12 protein-coding genes and 2 pseudogenes are annotated in these 16,089 nt (G+C 66.7%); 6 read left to right on the top strand and 8 right to left on the bottom strand.

What is annotated here, in order from left to right; genetic code table 11:
• Positions 1–38: 38 nt before the first annotated feature.
• Together J7E89_RS32110 and J7E89_RS32105 are read right to left on the bottom strand one after the other, a co-directional pair.
• Complete coding sequence (locus J7E89_RS32110; RefSeq protein WP_214978455.1) at positions 39–461, bottom strand: secondary thiamine-phosphate synthase enzyme YjbQ; 423 nt, start codon at positions 459–461, stop codon at positions 39–41.
• A 41-nt stretch (positions 462–502) separates the two neighbouring features.
• Positions 503–793, bottom strand: a complete 291-nt coding sequence (locus J7E89_RS32105; RefSeq protein ID WP_214978453.1) for a hypothetical protein — start codon at positions 791–793, stop codon at positions 503–505.
• A 75-nt stretch (positions 794–868) separates the two neighbouring features.
• Here J7E89_RS32105 and J7E89_RS32100 point away from each other — a divergent pair.
• A pseudogene (locus tag J7E89_RS32100) lies at positions 869–1,600 on the top strand (NAD(P)-binding domain-containing protein); the annotation flags it as partial.
• Between the two features lie 464 nt (positions 1,601–2,064).
• Here J7E89_RS32100 and J7E89_RS32095 read toward each other — a convergent pair.
• The 3 genes from J7E89_RS32095 to J7E89_RS32085 form a co-directional block, all read right to left on the bottom strand.
• A complete protein-coding gene (locus J7E89_RS32095; protein WP_214978451.1) occupies positions 2,065–2,847 on the bottom strand; it encodes a hypothetical protein in 783 nt (260 codons plus the stop codon).
• Positions 2,848–2,896: 49 nt separating this feature from the next.
• Complete coding sequence (locus J7E89_RS32090) at positions 2,897–3,232, bottom strand: helix-turn-helix transcriptional regulator (protein ID WP_214978450.1); 336 nt, start codon at positions 3,230–3,232, stop codon at positions 2,897–2,899.
• A gap of 1,108 nt (positions 3,233–4,340) precedes the next feature.
• Complete coding sequence (locus J7E89_RS32085) at positions 4,341–5,867, bottom strand: recombinase family protein (protein WP_214978448.1); 1,527 nt, start codon at positions 5,865–5,867, stop codon at positions 4,341–4,343.
• 80 nt (positions 5,868–5,947) lie between these two features.
• Here J7E89_RS32085 and J7E89_RS32080 point away from each other — a divergent pair.
• A pseudogene (locus J7E89_RS32080) lies at positions 5,948–6,337 on the top strand (pyridine nucleotide-disulfide oxidoreductase); the annotation flags it as partial.
• An 83-nt stretch (positions 6,338–6,420) separates the two neighbouring features.
• On the opposite strand, the gene mltG reads toward J7E89_RS32080, so the two are convergent.
• On the bottom strand, positions 6,421–7,242 hold the full coding sequence (mltG, locus tag J7E89_RS32075) for an endolytic transglycosylase MltG (protein WP_214978446.1): 822 nt from the start codon (positions 7,240–7,242) through the stop codon (positions 6,421–6,423).
• A gap of 198 nt (positions 7,243–7,440) precedes the next feature.
• Positions 7,441–9,252, bottom strand: a complete 1,812-nt coding sequence (locus J7E89_RS32070; protein WP_214978444.1) for an ABC transporter ATP-binding protein — start codon at positions 9,250–9,252, stop codon at positions 7,441–7,443.
• A gap of 94 nt (positions 9,253–9,346) precedes the next feature.
• Here J7E89_RS32070 and J7E89_RS32065 point away from each other — a divergent pair, with 94 nt between their 5' ends.
• The 4 genes from J7E89_RS32065 (at position 9,347) to J7E89_RS32050 (ending at position 14,401) form a co-directional block, all read left to right on the top strand.
• Positions 9,347–9,802, top strand: a complete 456-nt coding sequence (locus J7E89_RS32065) for a MarR family winged helix-turn-helix transcriptional regulator (RefSeq protein ID WP_214978442.1) — start codon at positions 9,347–9,349, stop codon at positions 9,800–9,802.
• 19 nt (positions 9,803–9,821) lie between these two features.
• Positions 9,822–12,755, top strand: a complete 2,934-nt coding sequence (locus J7E89_RS32060) for an FAD-binding and (Fe-S)-binding domain-containing protein (protein WP_214978440.1) — start codon at positions 9,822–9,824, stop codon at positions 12,753–12,755.
• 87 nt (positions 12,756–12,842) lie between these two features.
• On the top strand, positions 12,843–13,922 hold the full coding sequence (locus J7E89_RS32055) for a dihydrodipicolinate reductase (protein WP_214978438.1): 1,080 nt from the start codon (positions 12,843–12,845) through the stop codon (positions 13,920–13,922).
• On the top strand, positions 13,919–14,401 hold the full coding sequence (locus tag J7E89_RS32050; protein WP_214978436.1) for a carboxymuconolactone decarboxylase family protein: 483 nt from the start codon (positions 13,919–13,921) through the stop codon (positions 14,399–14,401). The genes J7E89_RS32055 and J7E89_RS32050 overlap by 4 nt, the downstream gene beginning before the upstream one ends.
• On the opposite strand, the gene J7E89_RS32045 is transcribed toward J7E89_RS32050, so the two are convergent.
• Complete coding sequence (locus J7E89_RS32045; protein WP_214978427.1) at positions 14,388–16,010, bottom strand: GMC oxidoreductase; 1,623 nt, start codon at positions 16,008–16,010, stop codon at positions 14,388–14,390. The two genes, J7E89_RS32050 and J7E89_RS32045, sit on opposite strands and share 14 nt — an antisense overlap.
• Positions 16,011–16,089: the final 79 nt, after the last annotated feature.

The following is a 16,089-nucleotide window of genomic DNA, read 5'->3' as shown; positions in this document are numbered from 1 at the left end:
CAGCGGCTCACGGTCGTTGTCCTCGTGGGCGATCTTGATCAGCCCAGGAAGCTCAGGCGGACTTGGCGGTCCGGGTTGTCCTTGTTGGTGTCGACCAGGCAGACGGACTGCCAGGTGCCCAGCTCCAGCCGGCCGCCAATCACCGGCAGCGTCGCGTGCGGTGGCACCAGGGCCGGGAGTACGTGATCGCGGCCGTGGCCCGGGGTGCCGTGGCGGTGTTGCCAGCGGTCGTCGGCGGGGAGCAGGTGATGCAGCGCGGCGAGGAGGTCGGAGTCGCTGCCCGCGCCCGTTTCAAGGATCGCGATACCGGCCGTCGCGTGCGGGACGAAGACGTTGAGCAGGCCGTCCCTGCCGCGCGCCGCCTGCTCGAGGAAGCGCTCACACTCCTGGGTCAGATCGGCCACGGTCTCGTCCGAGCCGGTGGTGACGTTCAGGATGCGGGTGGTGAACACGTCGGACATGCCTCCATGATGTCTCACGAGCCCGCCCGGGGGGTGGGGGTCTACGCGCCCGGCAGAGTGTCCAGGTCGGGCTGGACCTCTACCGTGCACTCGGCGTCCTCGGGGCCCACACCCTCTGCGTCGCGCCATACGCAGATGCGTACGTGGTGGACGCCCGAACCCTCGTGGTCCCACTCCGTCGCAAGGTCACGCACCACCACCGCCGCCACGAATTCGGCGTCCTCCGGCTGGGTGGCGGTGGTGATGGTGCCCCGGTAGCGGGGGCCCAGGGGATGCCAGCCGGCGCTTCCTGCGGGTGCGTCCACTCGGTACACGTATTCGACGGGGGTCATTCCGGCACCGTACCCACATCGCAGGGGATTACGTGGGGCGGGAAGATCCGGCCCCACCGCCCTGTTAGTAGAAACATGAACAATATTGGGGTGCGGGAAGTGGACGTCGTGGTGATCGGTGCCGGGCAGGCCGGTCTTTCCAGCGCCTACCACCTGCGGCGCGCGGGCCTGGAGCCCGGCCGCGACTTCGTCGCACTGGACCACTCCCCCCACCCGGGCGGCGCGTGGCAGTTCCGGTGGCCCTCGCTGACGTACGGCAAAGTCCATGGGATGCATGCGCTTCCGGGCATGGAACTGACGGGCGCCGACGACAGCCGGCCCTCCTCCGAGGTGATCGGGGAGTACTTCGCGACATACGAGCGCACCTTCGGCCTGCGGGTGCACCGGCCCGTGGACGTGTCGGCCGTACGTGAGGGAGAAGGCGGGCGGCTGCTCGTCGAGACCTCGGAGGGCGTCTGGTCGGCGCGCGCCCTGATCAACGCCTCGGGCACCTGGGACCGGCCCTTCTGGCCCCGCTACCCCGGCCAGGAGACATTCCGCGGACGGCAGCTGCACACCGCGAACTACCCGGGACCGGGGGAATTCGCCGGACAGCGGGTGGTCGTCGTGGGCGGCGGGACGTCGGGCGTACAGCACCTGATGGAGATCGCCGGCGCCGGGGCGCGGACGACGTGGGTGACGCGACGGCCGCCGGTCTTCCGCGACGGCCCGTTCGGCGAGGACCAGGGGCGGGCCGCCGTCGCGCTCGTCGACGAGCGGGTACGGCGCGGGCTGCCGCCGCAGAGCGTCGTGTCGGTGACGGGCCTACGAGTTACCAGACTTTGACAACACCTGCCCGTGACTGGGCTTATCGCTATCCGTAGCTACTGACCGGGACGTCTGCCCCAGTCGCGAAGACAGCCTCAGACCGCCGTCAGCCAGCCACGCTGGAACCCCCTCGGCTAGAGGAGTGGCACCAGCGCTCCCTACACCCTGCCCGTGGCCCTGGGCCTGCTCACCGGGGCAGGCAACGCACCGCCTTCTCCCAGGACTGTTCTCCTGCCCCCTCACTGACCCCTGCGCAGGGAGCGTGTCTGCTTCAGGCACCAAATTCCGGGACACTCCCAATGACTCTCACTGGGGATAGGCCTGGCACCCCAGGGGATAATACGAAGAAAATGCTGCGACGAGGACCGCAGGGGCGCCTTCCTTCCATCGTGTACGGGTTTCAGTTTTTCTGGAAACGACAAAGAGGGGGACACCCCGAGAGGTGTCCCCACTATGTCAATCTCTTAGATGAAACCGTCGATGTTCGCAGAGTAGGCAGCACCACCAAGACTCCGACTGCCCGAATGAAATGGCGTCGCAACCTCTTCCGTGTCGTCCTCTGCAATAAACTCTCGCAGCTCAACAAGGTCTCCTGAGTACGTGGTGATGAGACCAAGAGCCTTGGCACACTCATAAGTGATTCGGTCGTTCCCGTCCATCTCCCAGACAGTCGCATCCTCTTCGAGGTCCCCACCCCAGCCAGGGCCCATCGGCGCCTTAATGGCAGTGCCAGAAACGGCCCACAGGAATCGGTCGATGCTGCCACTCATCTTGTCCCGTGCGGCCTCTGCCTTCCCAATGGCTTCCTGGTATTCTTTCTGCGCCTTGTCGCTCTCCTTCATGGCCTGAGAGGCAAGAGAAGGCATGTCCTTCCAAATGGCCTTCTCCACGTCCTCAGATGCCTTCTCATAAGCTCCTCGAAGCGCAGGGGTCATACGCTCGTACTCAGCAACCCTGGCCATCACAGGGGCCATGTGGGCATCCTTATCAGGCAGCGGCTTACCTGCCGCAATGGCCTGCACTTCTAGCTCTGCCAGTTCGCGCTTTGCCGCATTCACAGCAGGCACCACATAGGACGGGTTGTCGTGGTGGTAAACAGAGCCGCTGCGGCGTGGCTGGCAGTCGGCATTACGTGCCTTGTATTCAGAGAGTTGATGGTAAAGATCATCCCGCTTCTTCACCAACTTCTGCGTCGCGGCAGAGAACTTGAAACCGGAAGGGACAGGGGTATGGAAAGTACGAGGCATATAGAATCTCCTAGATGATATTGAGCAGGCCGCCCTTTCGGGCACTTTCTTATCGCTTCGCCTCAGCCAGATCAGGCCAGGTGCAAATAGGCTCCTCACCGTCCTTGGCGTACCGGAGCCTTTCCAGATTGAGCAGCACCAAGAACGCCAAGGAATCATCGGATACCTTCTCGGTAATATCTAGGAACGGGATCCCTAGGTGGTGAGCCATCAGAACCACTTCGTAGGCCGTAGGCATCCGGTTGCCATTCTCGTAGCGGTTAATGCTGTGTGGATGTACGCCGAGCTTTGAAGCAAGTTCCTCGGCGCTCATCTTGAGAACAACCTTCCGTCGATACCGGAACTCAGGGCCGCTGTATATCTTGCTAACAATGCTCTTATCCATGATGTCTCCAAGAGGATTGACTGAGGGCAAAAAAATAACCCTGACCTTCCCTGGTTAGGGGACTCCGCCAACGGCGGAGAGTCAGGGTTTCGCAGCCTCGACTGAGGACTAATGAACCTTGATGGAGGAGCACCAAGGTTCGACAGATCTAACCCCAAGAGAAGAGGCAACCCCAAAGGCTAGATTGATAGAAGTTAGAGGTAATATCTGTTACTTAGTAAGTCTGTTCTTACTTGTAAATAGTATTCACTATGTAGGTACCTGTCCTTTTGGCGTCTTGAGGACAGCCAAGGCGTGAAGAGAGATCCGGATCACACCCGCCAAGGTCGAGAGTTGTTCAGGCCCATGCTCCGGCAGGGGTTCAGTCGGCACGGGATCCATCGGAAGCTCTGTACGCCTCCCTGAGGCCCGTTCGATGGAGGGCAGGCAAACCCGGCGATCTGCACCCGCTAGAGCCTCAGGAGCCGCGCAGGGCCTTCTACGCCCTGTGCGGCCATCCAGGGCCCATGGGAACTCGACTCGCATGGTCTGTCGTTGTTCCCCCTAGGTCTTCTCCGGCCTGAGCCTGTCGCACTAGGCTGGCCCGGTACCCGACCGATGAAGGGAGGGGGAAGCGCGTTGACCGGCACCCCTGAAGCTCAGTTAGTTCCAACGTTCACGTTCGAGACAGCCGAACGTGGGCTTGGCTATTCCCCTGGCACGCTGCGTAAGGCAGCGAACGACGCAGGATGGACGGACATGAATGTCCTGACTGCCGAGACGCTGTGCGACGTTCTGTGCCTTCTCTGGCCTTATCCGGAGGAGTAAGCGCAGTATCTGCACTGGGGGTCGGCTGGGTTATCCCGGTCGGCCCCTTCTTCATGTGTGGAGACAGTCCAGTGTCATCAGAAGTCGAGACGCGCCAATGCCCAAGGTGTAAGAGGGTGTTGCCATTCTCGATGTTCCGAAAGGATCCCCGTAGGAAGGGTGGCAGGGCAGGCAATTGCCAGGACTGCCGTTGGGAACAGAAGACAGGCGAGACAGCGCCATGGAGAAGTGAGAGCGAAGAGTGACATGAGAAAGGCCCTGAGCGATTACCCAGGGCCCTATCTCTGCGTCCCACCTTTGCCTACTGCGTTGTAGTCGCAGCCTTCACCCTGGCTTCCTTCTCCTCGGCAGTATCAGGCTTGGGCTCAAAGTCGAACGTCTTCCTACCAACCATCACTTTGTACCCCGAGTCAATGAGCTGCTTCCGCTTTCCATCCAGGTCAAGGGTCGGCCAGAGCTCAAGGAAGGTCATGCCTTGGTCCTCTTCCACCCAACCAGCCTTTTTGACGGGTAGAGATTCCAGTACCTTCTTCCGGGCCTTGTAGGTGTTCATGCGGTGACGATAACCGTCCTGGTCATCATCCCAGTCACCTTCTTCATCCTGCTTCCGCAGACGAGCCATGCGCTGAGTGATCTCTGACATTTCTTTGGAAGTGTCAGAGCCCGGCATCCAAACCCTCTTTGTCACCCTCTGCCACCCGAACTTCTGGAGGAAGTGAAGCTCTATCCACTCCTCCACCTCCTCGGCTCGCATGGTAGTTCCCAGGCAACGCACTTCTTTTGGAAAGGCTCCGCACTTGTAGTACCGGTAGGTCGTCTCGCCGCGCGTAAAGACCTTGTGTACGGCCTTTGCGCCGCACGCAGCACAAAACGCCACGCCATACATGGGGTTGGTCCCATTCACCCGGCGCACTGTGGTCTTCACTCTTCTAGCAACAGCCGCTTGCAGAGACTCCCACTCGTCCGGCGTGAAGATGGGCTCTGCCAACCGGACGGGGGTACCGTCCATACCATAGACAACTTCTCGCTTATGCTTCTTCAGTCCCTGCGTTGACTCATCGGTGAGGATTCGCCTAACAGTTGTCTCACACCACTGCTCGGGTATCCCCTGACCACCTTTGCTCTTAACTGGCTTCCCCTTACGGACACGGGACCTGTCCCTAGATGTGAGGATCCCTTCTTTGTTCAGGTACTTAGCCACGCCAAGGAAGGACTGACCTTCAATGATCTGCCTCCGCATTTCATGAAGGACGCTCGCCATCTCTTCATCCAGCTCCAAGTAAGCAGCTGTCTTTCCGTCCACGTACTTGTTGACAGGCCGGTACCCGAAGGGAGGGAAGCCACCGTGCCAACGACTGGTGAAGCGCCGTCGGTCGTGCGAATCCTGGACCCGGATCTTGATGCGCTCCAACTCCTTGGCCGGTCCTAGGGCCTTGGCGTGAAGGATGAGCCGTCCCTCGCTGCTGTGCATCTGCTCATTGAACTGAGGGTCATCCAGCACGGTCACTTTCTTGGACCACTCAATAACCTTGAACACAAAGGCCATAAAGTGAACGTCACTACGACTGAGGCGGTCCTGAGTGGTGACCCAAATTTCGTCCCACTTCTCCAGCCCTTCAGGCGTGAGCCACTGACCAAGGCTCGGCCTGTCAGGCATGTCCACGTCCCCCTGCACCGACATGTCCACGGCAGTGCCTACGATCGTGACGTCTGCCTCTTGTGAGGCCCTGGTCCTTAGCTTCTCGTCCTGGCCCTCAATGGACTCAGAACGCTCTCCCTTGGCATCAGAGATCCGCTCTGCCAACAAGACACGTCGGGTACCGGTCACCGCGCTCCCCACCCCTCAACTGAGAGGCCAGGCACAGTGCCTGACCTCTGGTCACCAGGGTACCGCATATTTGTCAATCAGCCGTGACCGGACTGCCCGTTACGGAGGCGGTCGCGCGGGCCCGCGCGGAGGGCGTGCTGGACCGGCTGCCGATGTTCGACAGGATTACGCCGAACGGGGTGGCCTGGGCCGACGGACGCACGGTCGACGCGGACGTCATCCTGTGGGCCACCGGATTCCGTGCCGCGATCGACCACCTGGCGCCGCTCAAGCTGCGCGAGCCGGGTGGCGGCATTCGCGTGGAGGGCACGCGGGCGACCCACGACGAGCGGATCCACCTGGTGGGCTACGGGCCCTCGGCCAGCACCATCGGGGCCAACCGGGCGGGGCGGGCGGCCGTACGCGGGATCATGCGGCTGCTGGAACGGGAGCGGCGGACGGAGAGCGAGCCGGTCGCGGTCGGCGGCTGAAGGGGGCGGTAACCGGAGGGGGCGGCGGCTGGAGGGGCGGTGGCTGAAGGGGGCGGTGACTGAAGAGGGCGTGGCTGAAGGGGTCAGCCGCCGTTCTTGCTCGCGCCCTTGCGGTTCGCGTTGAACTCCGCCACGTTCTTCCGCTGTTCGGCATAGCTGTCGGTGAAGCGGGTGTCCCCGGGCGCGACGGTGACGAAGTACAGCCAGTCCCCCGGCGGCGGGTCGAGCGTCGCGTCCATCGCCTGTCGGCCAGGGTTACCGATCGGGGTCGGCGGCAGGCCGGCGCGCTGGTACGTGTTGTACGGGGTGTCAATCGTCGTGTCCGCGTGGCTGGTGTCGAGGGTCGAGCGCTTCAGCGCGTAGTTGATCGTCGAGTCCATCTGGAGCGGCATGCGCCGCGCCAGCCGGTTGTCGATCACGCGTGCGACCTTCCCCATGTCCTCGGCGGTGTCGGCCTCGGCCTGCACGATGCTGGCGATGACGACGTTCCGGTAGGCGGCGGGAGTGGCGCCGAAGTTCTTACCGGCCGTGTTGACCATGTACGAGATCAGGCTCGCCGGCGTCGTCCTCTCGTCGATGGGATAAGTGGCGGGGAAGAAGAATCCCTCCGGGTTTCCCTTGGCCGCGCGCGGCAGGTTCAGGTTCGCCGCGCCCGCCGCCTTCTCGGTGGTTCTGGGCGTGACTCCGAGCGCCTTGTCGACGGCGGCGTACACCTGGGACGACCGCCATCCCTCCGGAATCAGCAGGCTCCGCGGCTCGCGCTTCTCCTCCCTCAGCAGCAGCAGAGGCACCAGGACCGCGGCGGTCGCCACTGTCGCGGCCATACCCGCGACCAGCAGCAGTCGGGCGCGGCGCGTCAGGCGGGGGCTGTTCGCGGGCCGTTTCTGTGCGGACTCGTTCTCCATGCGGGCACGCTAACTCGCCTCACTCGCCGTTCCTGGGATGCCGAGAACGGCAATCGGTCGGTCCCGGTCGACGCGAACACCCGAACACGGGAGCAGCCGTTCGCCCGAACGCATGGCCGTACGGCGTTCCGCTGCTCGACCGCCTTGTGGCGCAGGACGCTTTGAACCTCATCACCGACCTTCTCGCCGGCGCCTTCCTCAGGTGACCGCGGGCGAGAGCCTGGCGTCCCTGCGCACGAGGGCGGCGTACCGGCCGTCCCGTGCGAGCAGTTCCTCGTGCGTGCCGCGCTCGACGGTCTTGCCGCCGTCGAGGACGACGATCTGGTCGGCGTCCCTGACCGTGGAGAGCCGGTGCGCGATGGTGATGGTCGTACGGCCCGCCGACAGCGCGTCGATGGCCTGTTGCACGGCGTGCTCCGTACGGGTGTCGAGCGCGCTCGTCGCCTCGTCGAGGATGAGCACGGGCGGGTCGCGCAGGATGGTCCTGGCGATCGCCAGGCGCTGCTTCTCGCCGCCGGAGAAGCGGTATCCCCGTTCGCCGACCAGCGTGTCGTACCCGTCGGGCAGTGAGGCGATGTGGTCGTGGATCTGCGCCGCCTCGGCGGCCGCGCGCAGTTCCTCGTCGGTCGCGTCCGGCTTGGCGAAGCGCAGGTTCTCGGCGACGGAGGCGTGGAAGAGGTACGTCTCCTGGGAGACCACGCCGACGGCGCGGGCCAGCGTGTCGAAGTCCAGGTCGCGCACGTCGACGCCGTCGAGAGTGACGCCGCCGTCCGTCACGTCGTACAGCCGGGGCACCAGATAGCTGAGGGTGCTCTTGCCGGAGCCGGTCGGTCCGACGACCGCCAGGCTGGCGCCCGCCGGGACCGTGACGTCGATCCCGGTGAGCGTGGGGCCGTTCTTCTCGTCGTACGTGAAATGCACGTCCTCGAAGCGCACTTCGCCGCAGATCTTCTCCAGCCGGACCGGCTTCTCGGGCTCGGTGATGTCCACCGACAGGTCGAGGTACTCGAAGATCCGCTGGAAGAGCGCGAGCGAGGTCTGCATCTGCACACCGGTCGACAGCAGGCTCACGGCCGGCCGGAAGAGGCCCTGCTGGAGCGAGACGAAGGCGACGAGCGTGCCGAGCGAGACCGCCGGCCCGCCGGTCTGCATGGTCAGGCCGGCCGCCCAGTAGATGACGGCGGGCATGGCGGCCATGACGATGCCGATGGTGGACATCCGCCAGCGGCCCGCCATGTTGGAGCGCACTTCGAGGTCCACGAGGCGCTCGGACTCGTCGGCGAAGGACTTGGTGAGGGAGTCGGCGCGGCCCATCGTGCGGCCGAGCAGGATGCCGCTGACCGACAGCGACTCCGTGACGGTGGCGGCCATGGAGGCCATCTGTTTCTGCCGCTGCGTGGTGATCTTCTTGCGCTCGCGGCCGACCCGGCGGCTGATCCACACGAAGACCGGCAGCAGCAGGAGGGAGACGACGGTCAGCCGCCAGTCGAGGGCCAGCATGGCGACAACCGTGGCCACGACCGAGGTGAGATTCGAGACGAGCGAGGTCGCGGTGGAGGTCACCGTCGCCTGCATGCCGCCGATGTCGTTGGCGATACGGGACTGCACCTCGCCGGTGCGGGTCCGGGTGAAGAAGGCGAGCGGCATGCGCTGGAGCTGGGCGTAGACGGCGGTGCGCAGGTCGTGCATGACGCGCTGGCCGACCGTCGTGGAGATCAGGGTCTGGAGCACGCCGAAGACGCTCGTCACCACGGCGGTCAGGATCATGCCGAGGGCGAGCAGGCTCAGCAGTCCCGTACGCCCCTGCGGGATGGCGGTGTCGAGGATCTCCCGGAGCATGAACGGGGAGGCGACGGCCACGAGCGACGAGGCGGCGACGAGCAGGCCGACGACGGCCAGTCGGCCCCGGTAGGGGCGGAAGAGCCGGAGGATGCGGCGCACCTGCGCGGGCTCCTCCGGCTGGGCCGGATCGCGGGCCGGTGGTGTCCACGTGGGCCGATCGGGATGCATGGGCTCCTTCGAGAGGGTGAGGTTACGGATTTTCAGAGCCTAGCCGATTGTTACCTATACTCACAATGAATAAGGTCCTGATATTGTTCCCGGTATGAGCACCTCAGACGCCGACGGCCTGCTGGCCGAGCAGCTGCTCCGGCTGACGCGCCGGCTTCACCGGATCCAGCGCGAGCAGATGGAGCCGATCGGCATCACGCCCGCGCAGTCACGCCTGCTGCGCACCGTTTCGCACTACGACGTGCACCACGAGCCGCCGCCGAGGATGGCCGATCTCGCCAAGCGTCTCGATGTGGTCCCCCGCGCCGTGACCACTCTCGTCGACGGCCTGGAGGCGAGCGGCCGGGTGCGCCGCGTGCCCGATCCCACCAACCGACGGGTGATCAGGATCGAGCTCACCGACATCGGCCGCGCCACGCTCCGCGCCCTGCGCACCGCGCGCCGCGACGCCGCGGAGGACATCCTGGCTCCATTGGACGCCGATCAGCGCGAGGTGCTCGGCGGCCTGCTGTCCGCTCTGGTCGACGGAATGCCGGAGCGCCGCTGCTGAGTCGAGGGGACTGACCTGGATGCCGCTGCTGGAGCCCGACCCCGGATCCCTGCGCCCCGCCGCCCCGCACGGCCCCGCGCCCGACCGAGTGCCGGACACCATGGCCGGCGGCACACCCGAGCCGCTGCGCGGCGAGCTGACCGCACTCCTCGGCGCGGACAAGGTGCTGTGGAAGGTCTCCGACCTCGTGCGGTACGCGTCCGACGCCAGCCCGTACCGCTTCGTCCCCCAGGTCGTCGTGGTCGCCGAGGACATCGACGACATCTCGGCGGTGCTGTCGTACGCCCATGGCAGGGGCCGCGAGGTCGTCTTCCGGGCGGCGGGCACCTCGCTCAACGGCCAGGCCCAGGGCGAGGACATCCTCGTCGACGTACGCCGCCACTGGGCAGGCATCGAGGTCCTGGACGGTGGCGTCCGCGCCCGGATCCGCCCGGGTACCACGGTCGTACGGGCCAACGCCTCCCTCGCACGCCATGGCCGCGTCCTCGGCCCCGACCCGGCGAGCGCCATCGCCTGCACGATCGGCGGCGTCGTGGCGAACAACGCGTCCGGCATGACGGCGGGCACCGCCCGCAACTCCTACCGCACCGTCGCCTCCCTCACCTTCGTGCTGCCGACCGGCACGGTCGTCGACACCGCGCACCCGGCAGCCGACGAGGAACTGGCGCACGCCGAGCCCGGCTTGTGCGCGGGGCTCATGGCGATCAAGGCGGAGATCGAGGCGGACGCGGAGCTCACCGCCCGTATCCGCGCCAAGTACGAGATCAAGAACACCAACGGCTACCGGCTCGACGCCTTCCTCGACGGCGTGACGCCCGTGGAGATCCTGCGGGGCCTGATGGTCGGCTCCGAGGGCACCTTCGGTTTCATCTCCGAGGTCGTCTTCGACACGCTGCCGCTGGACCGCGAACTCTCCACCGCGCTGCTCTTCTTCCCCACGCTGTCCGCCGCGGCCGCCGCCGTCCCCCGCTTCAACGACGCGGGGGCAATCGCCGTCGAGCTGATGGACGGCAACACCCTGCGCGCCTCGGTGAGCGTCGACGGCGTACCGGCGGACTGGGCGCGGCTGCCCAGGGAGACGACGGCGCTGCTGGTGGAGTTCCGGGCGCCCGACGAGGCGCGTCTCGCGACGTACGAACGGGCCGCGGCCGAGGTGCTGAGCGGGCTCGAACTCGTCGTGCCGGTCGCCTCGGTGACCAATGAGTTCACCCGGGACGCGAAGACGATCGCCGGGTACTGGAGGGCCCGAAAGGCGTTCGTCACGGCGGTCGGCGGCGCCCGCCCCGCCGGTACAACTCTGATCACGGAGGACTTCGCCGTACCGCCGTCGCGGCTCGCCGAGGCCTGCGAGGCCCTCCTGCGGCTCCAGAGCCGGCACGGATTCGACGCGGCCGTCGCGGGCCACGCCGCGCACGGCAATCTGCACTTCCTGCTGGCCTTCGACGCCGCCGACCCCACGGACGTCGCGCGGTACGCCGCCTTCATGGACGACTTCTGCCGGCTCACCGTCGAGCGCTTCGACGGCTCGCTCAAGGCCGAGCACGCCACCGGCCGCAACATCGCGCCGTTCCTGGAGCTGGAGTGGGGAGCGAAGGCGACGGAACTGATGTGGCGTACGAAGCAGGTCATCGACCCCGACGGAGTGCTCGCCCCGCGCATCGTCCTGGACCGCGACCCGAAGGCGCATCTGCGCGGCCTCAAGACCATCCCCAGGGTCGAGCTGATCGCCGACCCGTGCATCGAGTGCGGCTTCTGCGAACCGACCTGCCCCAGCGCCGATCTGACGACCACTCCACGCCAGCGCATCGTGCTGCGCAGGGAGATGACGCGCCAGCCGGCAGGTTCGCCGGTCCAGGACCGGCTGCTCGACGCGTACGGATACGACGCGGTGGACACCTGCGCCGGGGACTCGACGTGTAAGCTCGCCTGCCCCGTCGGTATCGACACCGGCGCGCTGATGAAGGACTTCAGGCACCGCAGGCATTCGCCGTGCGAGGAACGGATCGCGGCGCTGACCGCCCAGCACTTCGGGGCCGTCGAGGTGTCCGCGCGCCTCGCGGTGGCAGCCGCGGACCGTGCCGGCGACCGGCTCCTCCAGGCGGTCACGGGTCTGGCCCGCAAGGCCGTACGCCCCGACCTGGTGCCGCAGTGGCTGCCGCAGCTCCCCGGCGCCGCCGCCAGCCCCCTCCCCCACACCGTGCGTACGGGCGCGCACGCCGTCTACTACCCGGCCTGCGTGAACCGCATCTTCGGCGAGCCGGAGGGCTATTGGGGGCCCTCGCTCCCGCAAGCCGTGGTCGCCGTGTCGCAGCGCGCCGGACGGCCGGTGTGGATCCCCGGTGATGTGGTCGGCACGTGCTGCGCGACGATCTGGCACTCGAAGGGCTACGAGGCGGGCACCACGGTCATGGCGAACCGCATCGTCGAGGCCGCCTGGGGCTGGACGGCCGGCGGCACATTGCCGCTGGTCGTCGACGCGTCGTCCTGCACGCTGGGCATCGCGCACGAGGTGGCGCCGTACCTCACCGATGCCAACCGGGAGCTGCACGCGGAGCTGACCGTCGTCGACTCGGTCGTCTGGGCCGCCGACGAGCTGCTGCCGCGTCTGTCGGTGCTGCGCAGGGCGGAATCCGCCGTCCTGCACCCCACATGCTCCATGCGGCACTTGGGCGACGAGGAGCAACTGCGCACCGTCGCGCAGGCGTGCGCCGAGGAAGTCGTCGTGCCGGACGACGTACGCTGCTGCGCGTTCGCCGGCGACCGCGGGATGCTGCACAAGGAGCTGACGGAGTCGGCCACGGCGCGGGAGGGGGCGGAGGTCGGGGCGCGCGAGTACGACGTCCATCTCTCCGCGAACCGGATGTGCGAGGTGGGGATGGAACGCGCGACGGGCCGCGCCTACCGGTCCGTACTGCTGGAGCTGGAGCGCGTGACCCGCCCCGCCACAATGTGACGATGCATCAGCCGGGGCGCCCAACTGCCCTTTTATTTACGGTCACATGCCTGGGAACCGAAAGGACCACGCGCTACCCTCCGCCGCATGATTTCCACGGTGGTATGGGGTACCGGCAACGTAGGCCGCGCGGCTGTCCGTGCCGTCGACGCCCACCCGGCGCTGGAACTCGCGGCCGTTGTCGTCCACAACCCCGACAAGGTCGGCCGCGACGCGGGCGATCTCGGCGGGCTCGGCCGCGCGCTGGGGGTAGCGGCGACCGACGACATCGACGCGGTACTCGCGACCCGCCCGGACGCCGTCGTGTACGCGGCGTCAGGCGACCTGCGCCCCGACGAGGCCCTCGCCGACATCGTCAAGGCGATCCACGCCGGAGCCGTGGTCGTCACCCCCGCGATGTACGCGCTCTACGACCAACTGACCGCCCCACCCGAGCTGCGCGAGCCCGTGCTGGCCGCCGTCGCGGACAGCGGCGGCTCGCTGTTCGTCTCCGGTGTCGACCCCGGCTGGGGCAACGACGTACTGCCCCTGCTGATCAGCGGACTCGCCACCACCGTGGACGTGATCCGCTGCCAGGAGATCTTCGACTACTCCACCTACGACCAGCCCGACTCGGTCCGCGATCTGGTCGGCATGGGCCGGCCGATGGACTACGAGCCGCTGATGCTCGCACCGTCGGTCCCGACGATGGTGTGGGGCGGGCAGATCCGGCTGATGGCCAGGGGGCTCGGCGTCGAACTCGACGAGATCCGCGAGACCGTGGCCCGGCGCCCGCTCGACACGACAGTGACCACGCGAACCATGGGCGAGTTCGAGGCCGGCACCCAAGGCGCCGTGCGGTTCGAGGTGCAGGGCATTGTCGCGGGCGAACCCCGCATCGTCATCGAGCACGTCACCCGCATCCACCCGTCCTGCGCACCCGATTGGCCGTCGCCGCCCGATGGCGCCGGCGAACACCGGGTGATCATCGAGGGCCGCCCGCGCATCGAGGTCACGGTCGAAGCCACCGACGAGGGCGAGAACCGGTCGGCGGGCGGGAACGCCACCGCGGTAGGCCGGCTGGTGAGCGCCATCGACTGGCTCGTGGACGCGAAGCCCGGACTCTACGACGCGCTCGACGTCCCCCTGCGCCCCGCCGTCGGCAAGCTCGGAAGGAGCCGGCGATGAACATCGACATACCCGAGGGCAAGAACGCGATCGAGTACGTGTGGGGCGAGATGGTCCCCGGCATCGGGACCGCCGCCTCCAACTTCTCCCTCGCGGTGTACGCCCACACGACCCTGGGACTGCGCGAGTTCGAGGCCGCCCGCCTGCGGATCGCGCAGCTCAACGGATGCGCCTTCTGCCTCGACTGGCGGACTGAACGGGACGGGCAGAAGGTCGAGGAGGAGTTCGCCGACGCGGTGACGCGGTGGCGCACCACCGACGCCTTCGACGACCGCACCCGCCTGGCCGCCGAGTACGCCGAGCGGTACGCCCTGGATCACCACGGCCTCGACGACGAGTTCTGGACGCGGATGACGGCGTACTACAGCCAGCGCGAGATCGTGGAGCTGAGCATGAGCATCGGCTCCTGGCTCGCGTTCGGCCGGCTCAACCACGTGCTGGGCCTCGACACCGTGTGCGTGATCGCTACAGATCGGTAGCGATGATCCTTTCGATGTTGCGTTCGGCGAGCGCCGTGATGGTGACGAACGGGTTGACACTGGCGTTGCCGGGGATCAGCGAGCCGTCGATGACGTACAGGCCTGGGTGGCCGTGCAGGCGGCCGTAGTTGTCGGTGGCCTTGTTCAGGACAGCGCCGCCGAGCGGGTGGTACGTGAGGTGATCGCCCCAGATCTTGTACGAACCGAAAAGGTCGGTCCGGTAGATCGTCCCCTCCTTCGCGTTGATCTTGTCGAAGATCGTCCTGGCGGCGTCGATGGACGGCTGCTTCCAGGCGGTCTGCCAGTTCAGGTCGGCCCTCTGGGTCGCGGCGTTCCAGGAGAACTCGGCGCGGTGCGGGTTCTTGGTGATCGACAGATAGAACGAGGCGTACGTCTCGATCCCGGTCGGCAGCGGCGCGACCTCGGCGAACGCGCCGCCGGCGGCCCAGTTGTCGATGCCGGCCGTGGGCATGGACGACTGGAGCCTGCCGGTCGCGTCCCACATGTGGTTGGCGCGGCCGCACATGACGTTGCCGTTGTCGCCCCAGCCCTTGCCGGTCTCGTCGTTCAGGCCGGGCAGCGCGCCGGTCGCCTTGAGCTTGATCAGCAGCTTGCTGGTGCCGACACTGCCCGCCGCGAAGAAGACCTTGTCCGCGCTCACGCTCTTGGTGGCCGTGGTGGCGCCGCCGGTGTTGACCTGGTCGATGACGACCGTGTAGCCGCCACCGGACGCCGCGGGAGCGACCGACGTGACCTTGTGCAGCGGCGAGATGGTGACCTTGCCGGTCGCCGTGGCGCGGGCAAGGTAGGTCTGGAGCAGCGACTTCTTGCCGTGGTTGTTGCCGTAGAGGGCCTCCCCCTCCAGCGCCGACTTGGGGACGCCTCCGGCCGCCTCCTGCTTCATGTACTCCCAGTCGTACACGTTGGGCACGAAGACGAAGGGGAAACCGGAACGCTGGGCGTGCTTACGGCCGACCCTCGCGTACTGGTAGCACGCGGCGCTCTCCCACCAGGCGGGGTCGACGTGACCGACCCCGAGCCCGGCGTTGGCGCGTGGGTAGTAGACGTCGTACATCTCGGCGGCGTTGACCGTCGGGAGGACGGCGCCGAAGTTCTCACGTCTGGGCGTGACCGCCATGCCGCCGTTGACCAGCGACCCGCCGCCGACACCGCGGCCCTGATAGACCGTGATGCCGCTGAAGTCCTCGGCGTCCAGGATGCCGGTGTGGCGGGGGACGTCCTTGTCGAGCGGGAAGCCGAGGAAGTTGCTGAGGGGCTGCTTGGTCTTGGTGCGGAGCCAGAACGACCGATAGTCCGGCCTGGTCGTGTTGGCGAAGATCTTGCCGTCCGGACCGGAGGTGTCCCAGGACATGCCCATCTCGATCATGTGGACGTCGACGCCCGCCTGGGCGAGACGCAGAGCGGCGACGGAGCCGCCGTATCCGGTACCGATCACCAGCACCGGGACGTGAGCCCCGGTGGTGATCGGAGCGGCCGCGGCGGCGGCCTTCGCCCGGGCGGGGGCGGCGTGGCCCGCGAGGGCAACGCCGCCCAGAATAGAACCAGTTCCAGCGATGAACCCACGACGCGAGACGCCGGTCGGCCTCATGTGACGTTCCTCACTCCAAGGTGAATGGGAACAGGTTCTACTGCTGCTGGCGTGTGAAGTCACTACATACCTGCAAGTA

Source organism: Streptomyces sp. ISL-100, assembly GCF_018614615.1.
Lineage (GTDB): Bacteria > Actinomycetota > Actinomycetes > Streptomycetales > Streptomycetaceae > Streptomyces.
The sequence above is the reverse complement of the archived record's forward strand: the minus strand, read 5'-3'. Positions and strand labels throughout refer to the sequence as shown.

What these genes read in the sequence shown, in the direction of transcription:
- J7E89_RS32070 (WP_214978444.1), bottom strand. Translation starts at nt 9,252, where the DNA reads ATGCATCCCGATCGGCCCACGTGGACACCACCGGCCCGCGATCCGGCC.
- J7E89_RS32110 (WP_214978455.1), bottom strand. Translation starts at nt 461, where the DNA reads ATGTCCGACGTGTTCACCACCCGCATCCTGAACGTCACCACCGGCTCG.
- J7E89_RS32095 (WP_214978451.1), bottom strand. Translation starts at nt 2,847, where the DNA reads ATGCCTCGTACTTTCCATACCCCTGTCCCTTCCGGTTTCAAGTTCTCT.
- J7E89_RS32055 (WP_214978438.1), top strand. Translation starts at nt 12,843, where the DNA reads ATGATTTCCACGGTGGTATGGGGTACCGGCAACGTAGGCCGCGCGGCT.
- mltG (WP_214978446.1), bottom strand. Translation starts at nt 7,242, where the DNA reads ATGGAGAACGAGTCCGCACAGAAACGGCCCGCGAACAGCCCCCGCCTG.
- J7E89_RS32060 (WP_214978440.1), top strand. Translation starts at nt 9,822, where the DNA reads ATGCCGCTGCTGGAGCCCGACCCCGGATCCCTGCGCCCCGCCGCCCCG.
- J7E89_RS32105 (WP_214978453.1), bottom strand. Translation starts at nt 793, where the DNA reads ATGACCCCCGTCGAATACGTGTACCGAGTGGACGCACCCGCAGGAAGC.
- J7E89_RS32045 (WP_214978427.1), bottom strand. Translation starts at nt 16,010, where the DNA reads ATGAGGCCGACCGGCGTCTCGCGTCGTGGGTTCATCGCTGGAACTGGT.
- J7E89_RS32090 (WP_214978450.1), bottom strand. Translation starts at nt 3,232, where the DNA reads ATGGATAAGAGCATTGTTAGCAAGATATACAGCGGCCCTGAGTTCCGG.
- J7E89_RS32065 (WP_214978442.1), top strand. Translation starts at nt 9,347, where the DNA reads ATGAGCACCTCAGACGCCGACGGCCTGCTGGCCGAGCAGCTGCTCCGG.
- J7E89_RS32050 (WP_214978436.1), top strand. Translation starts at nt 13,919, where the DNA reads ATGAACATCGACATACCCGAGGGCAAGAACGCGATCGAGTACGTGTGG.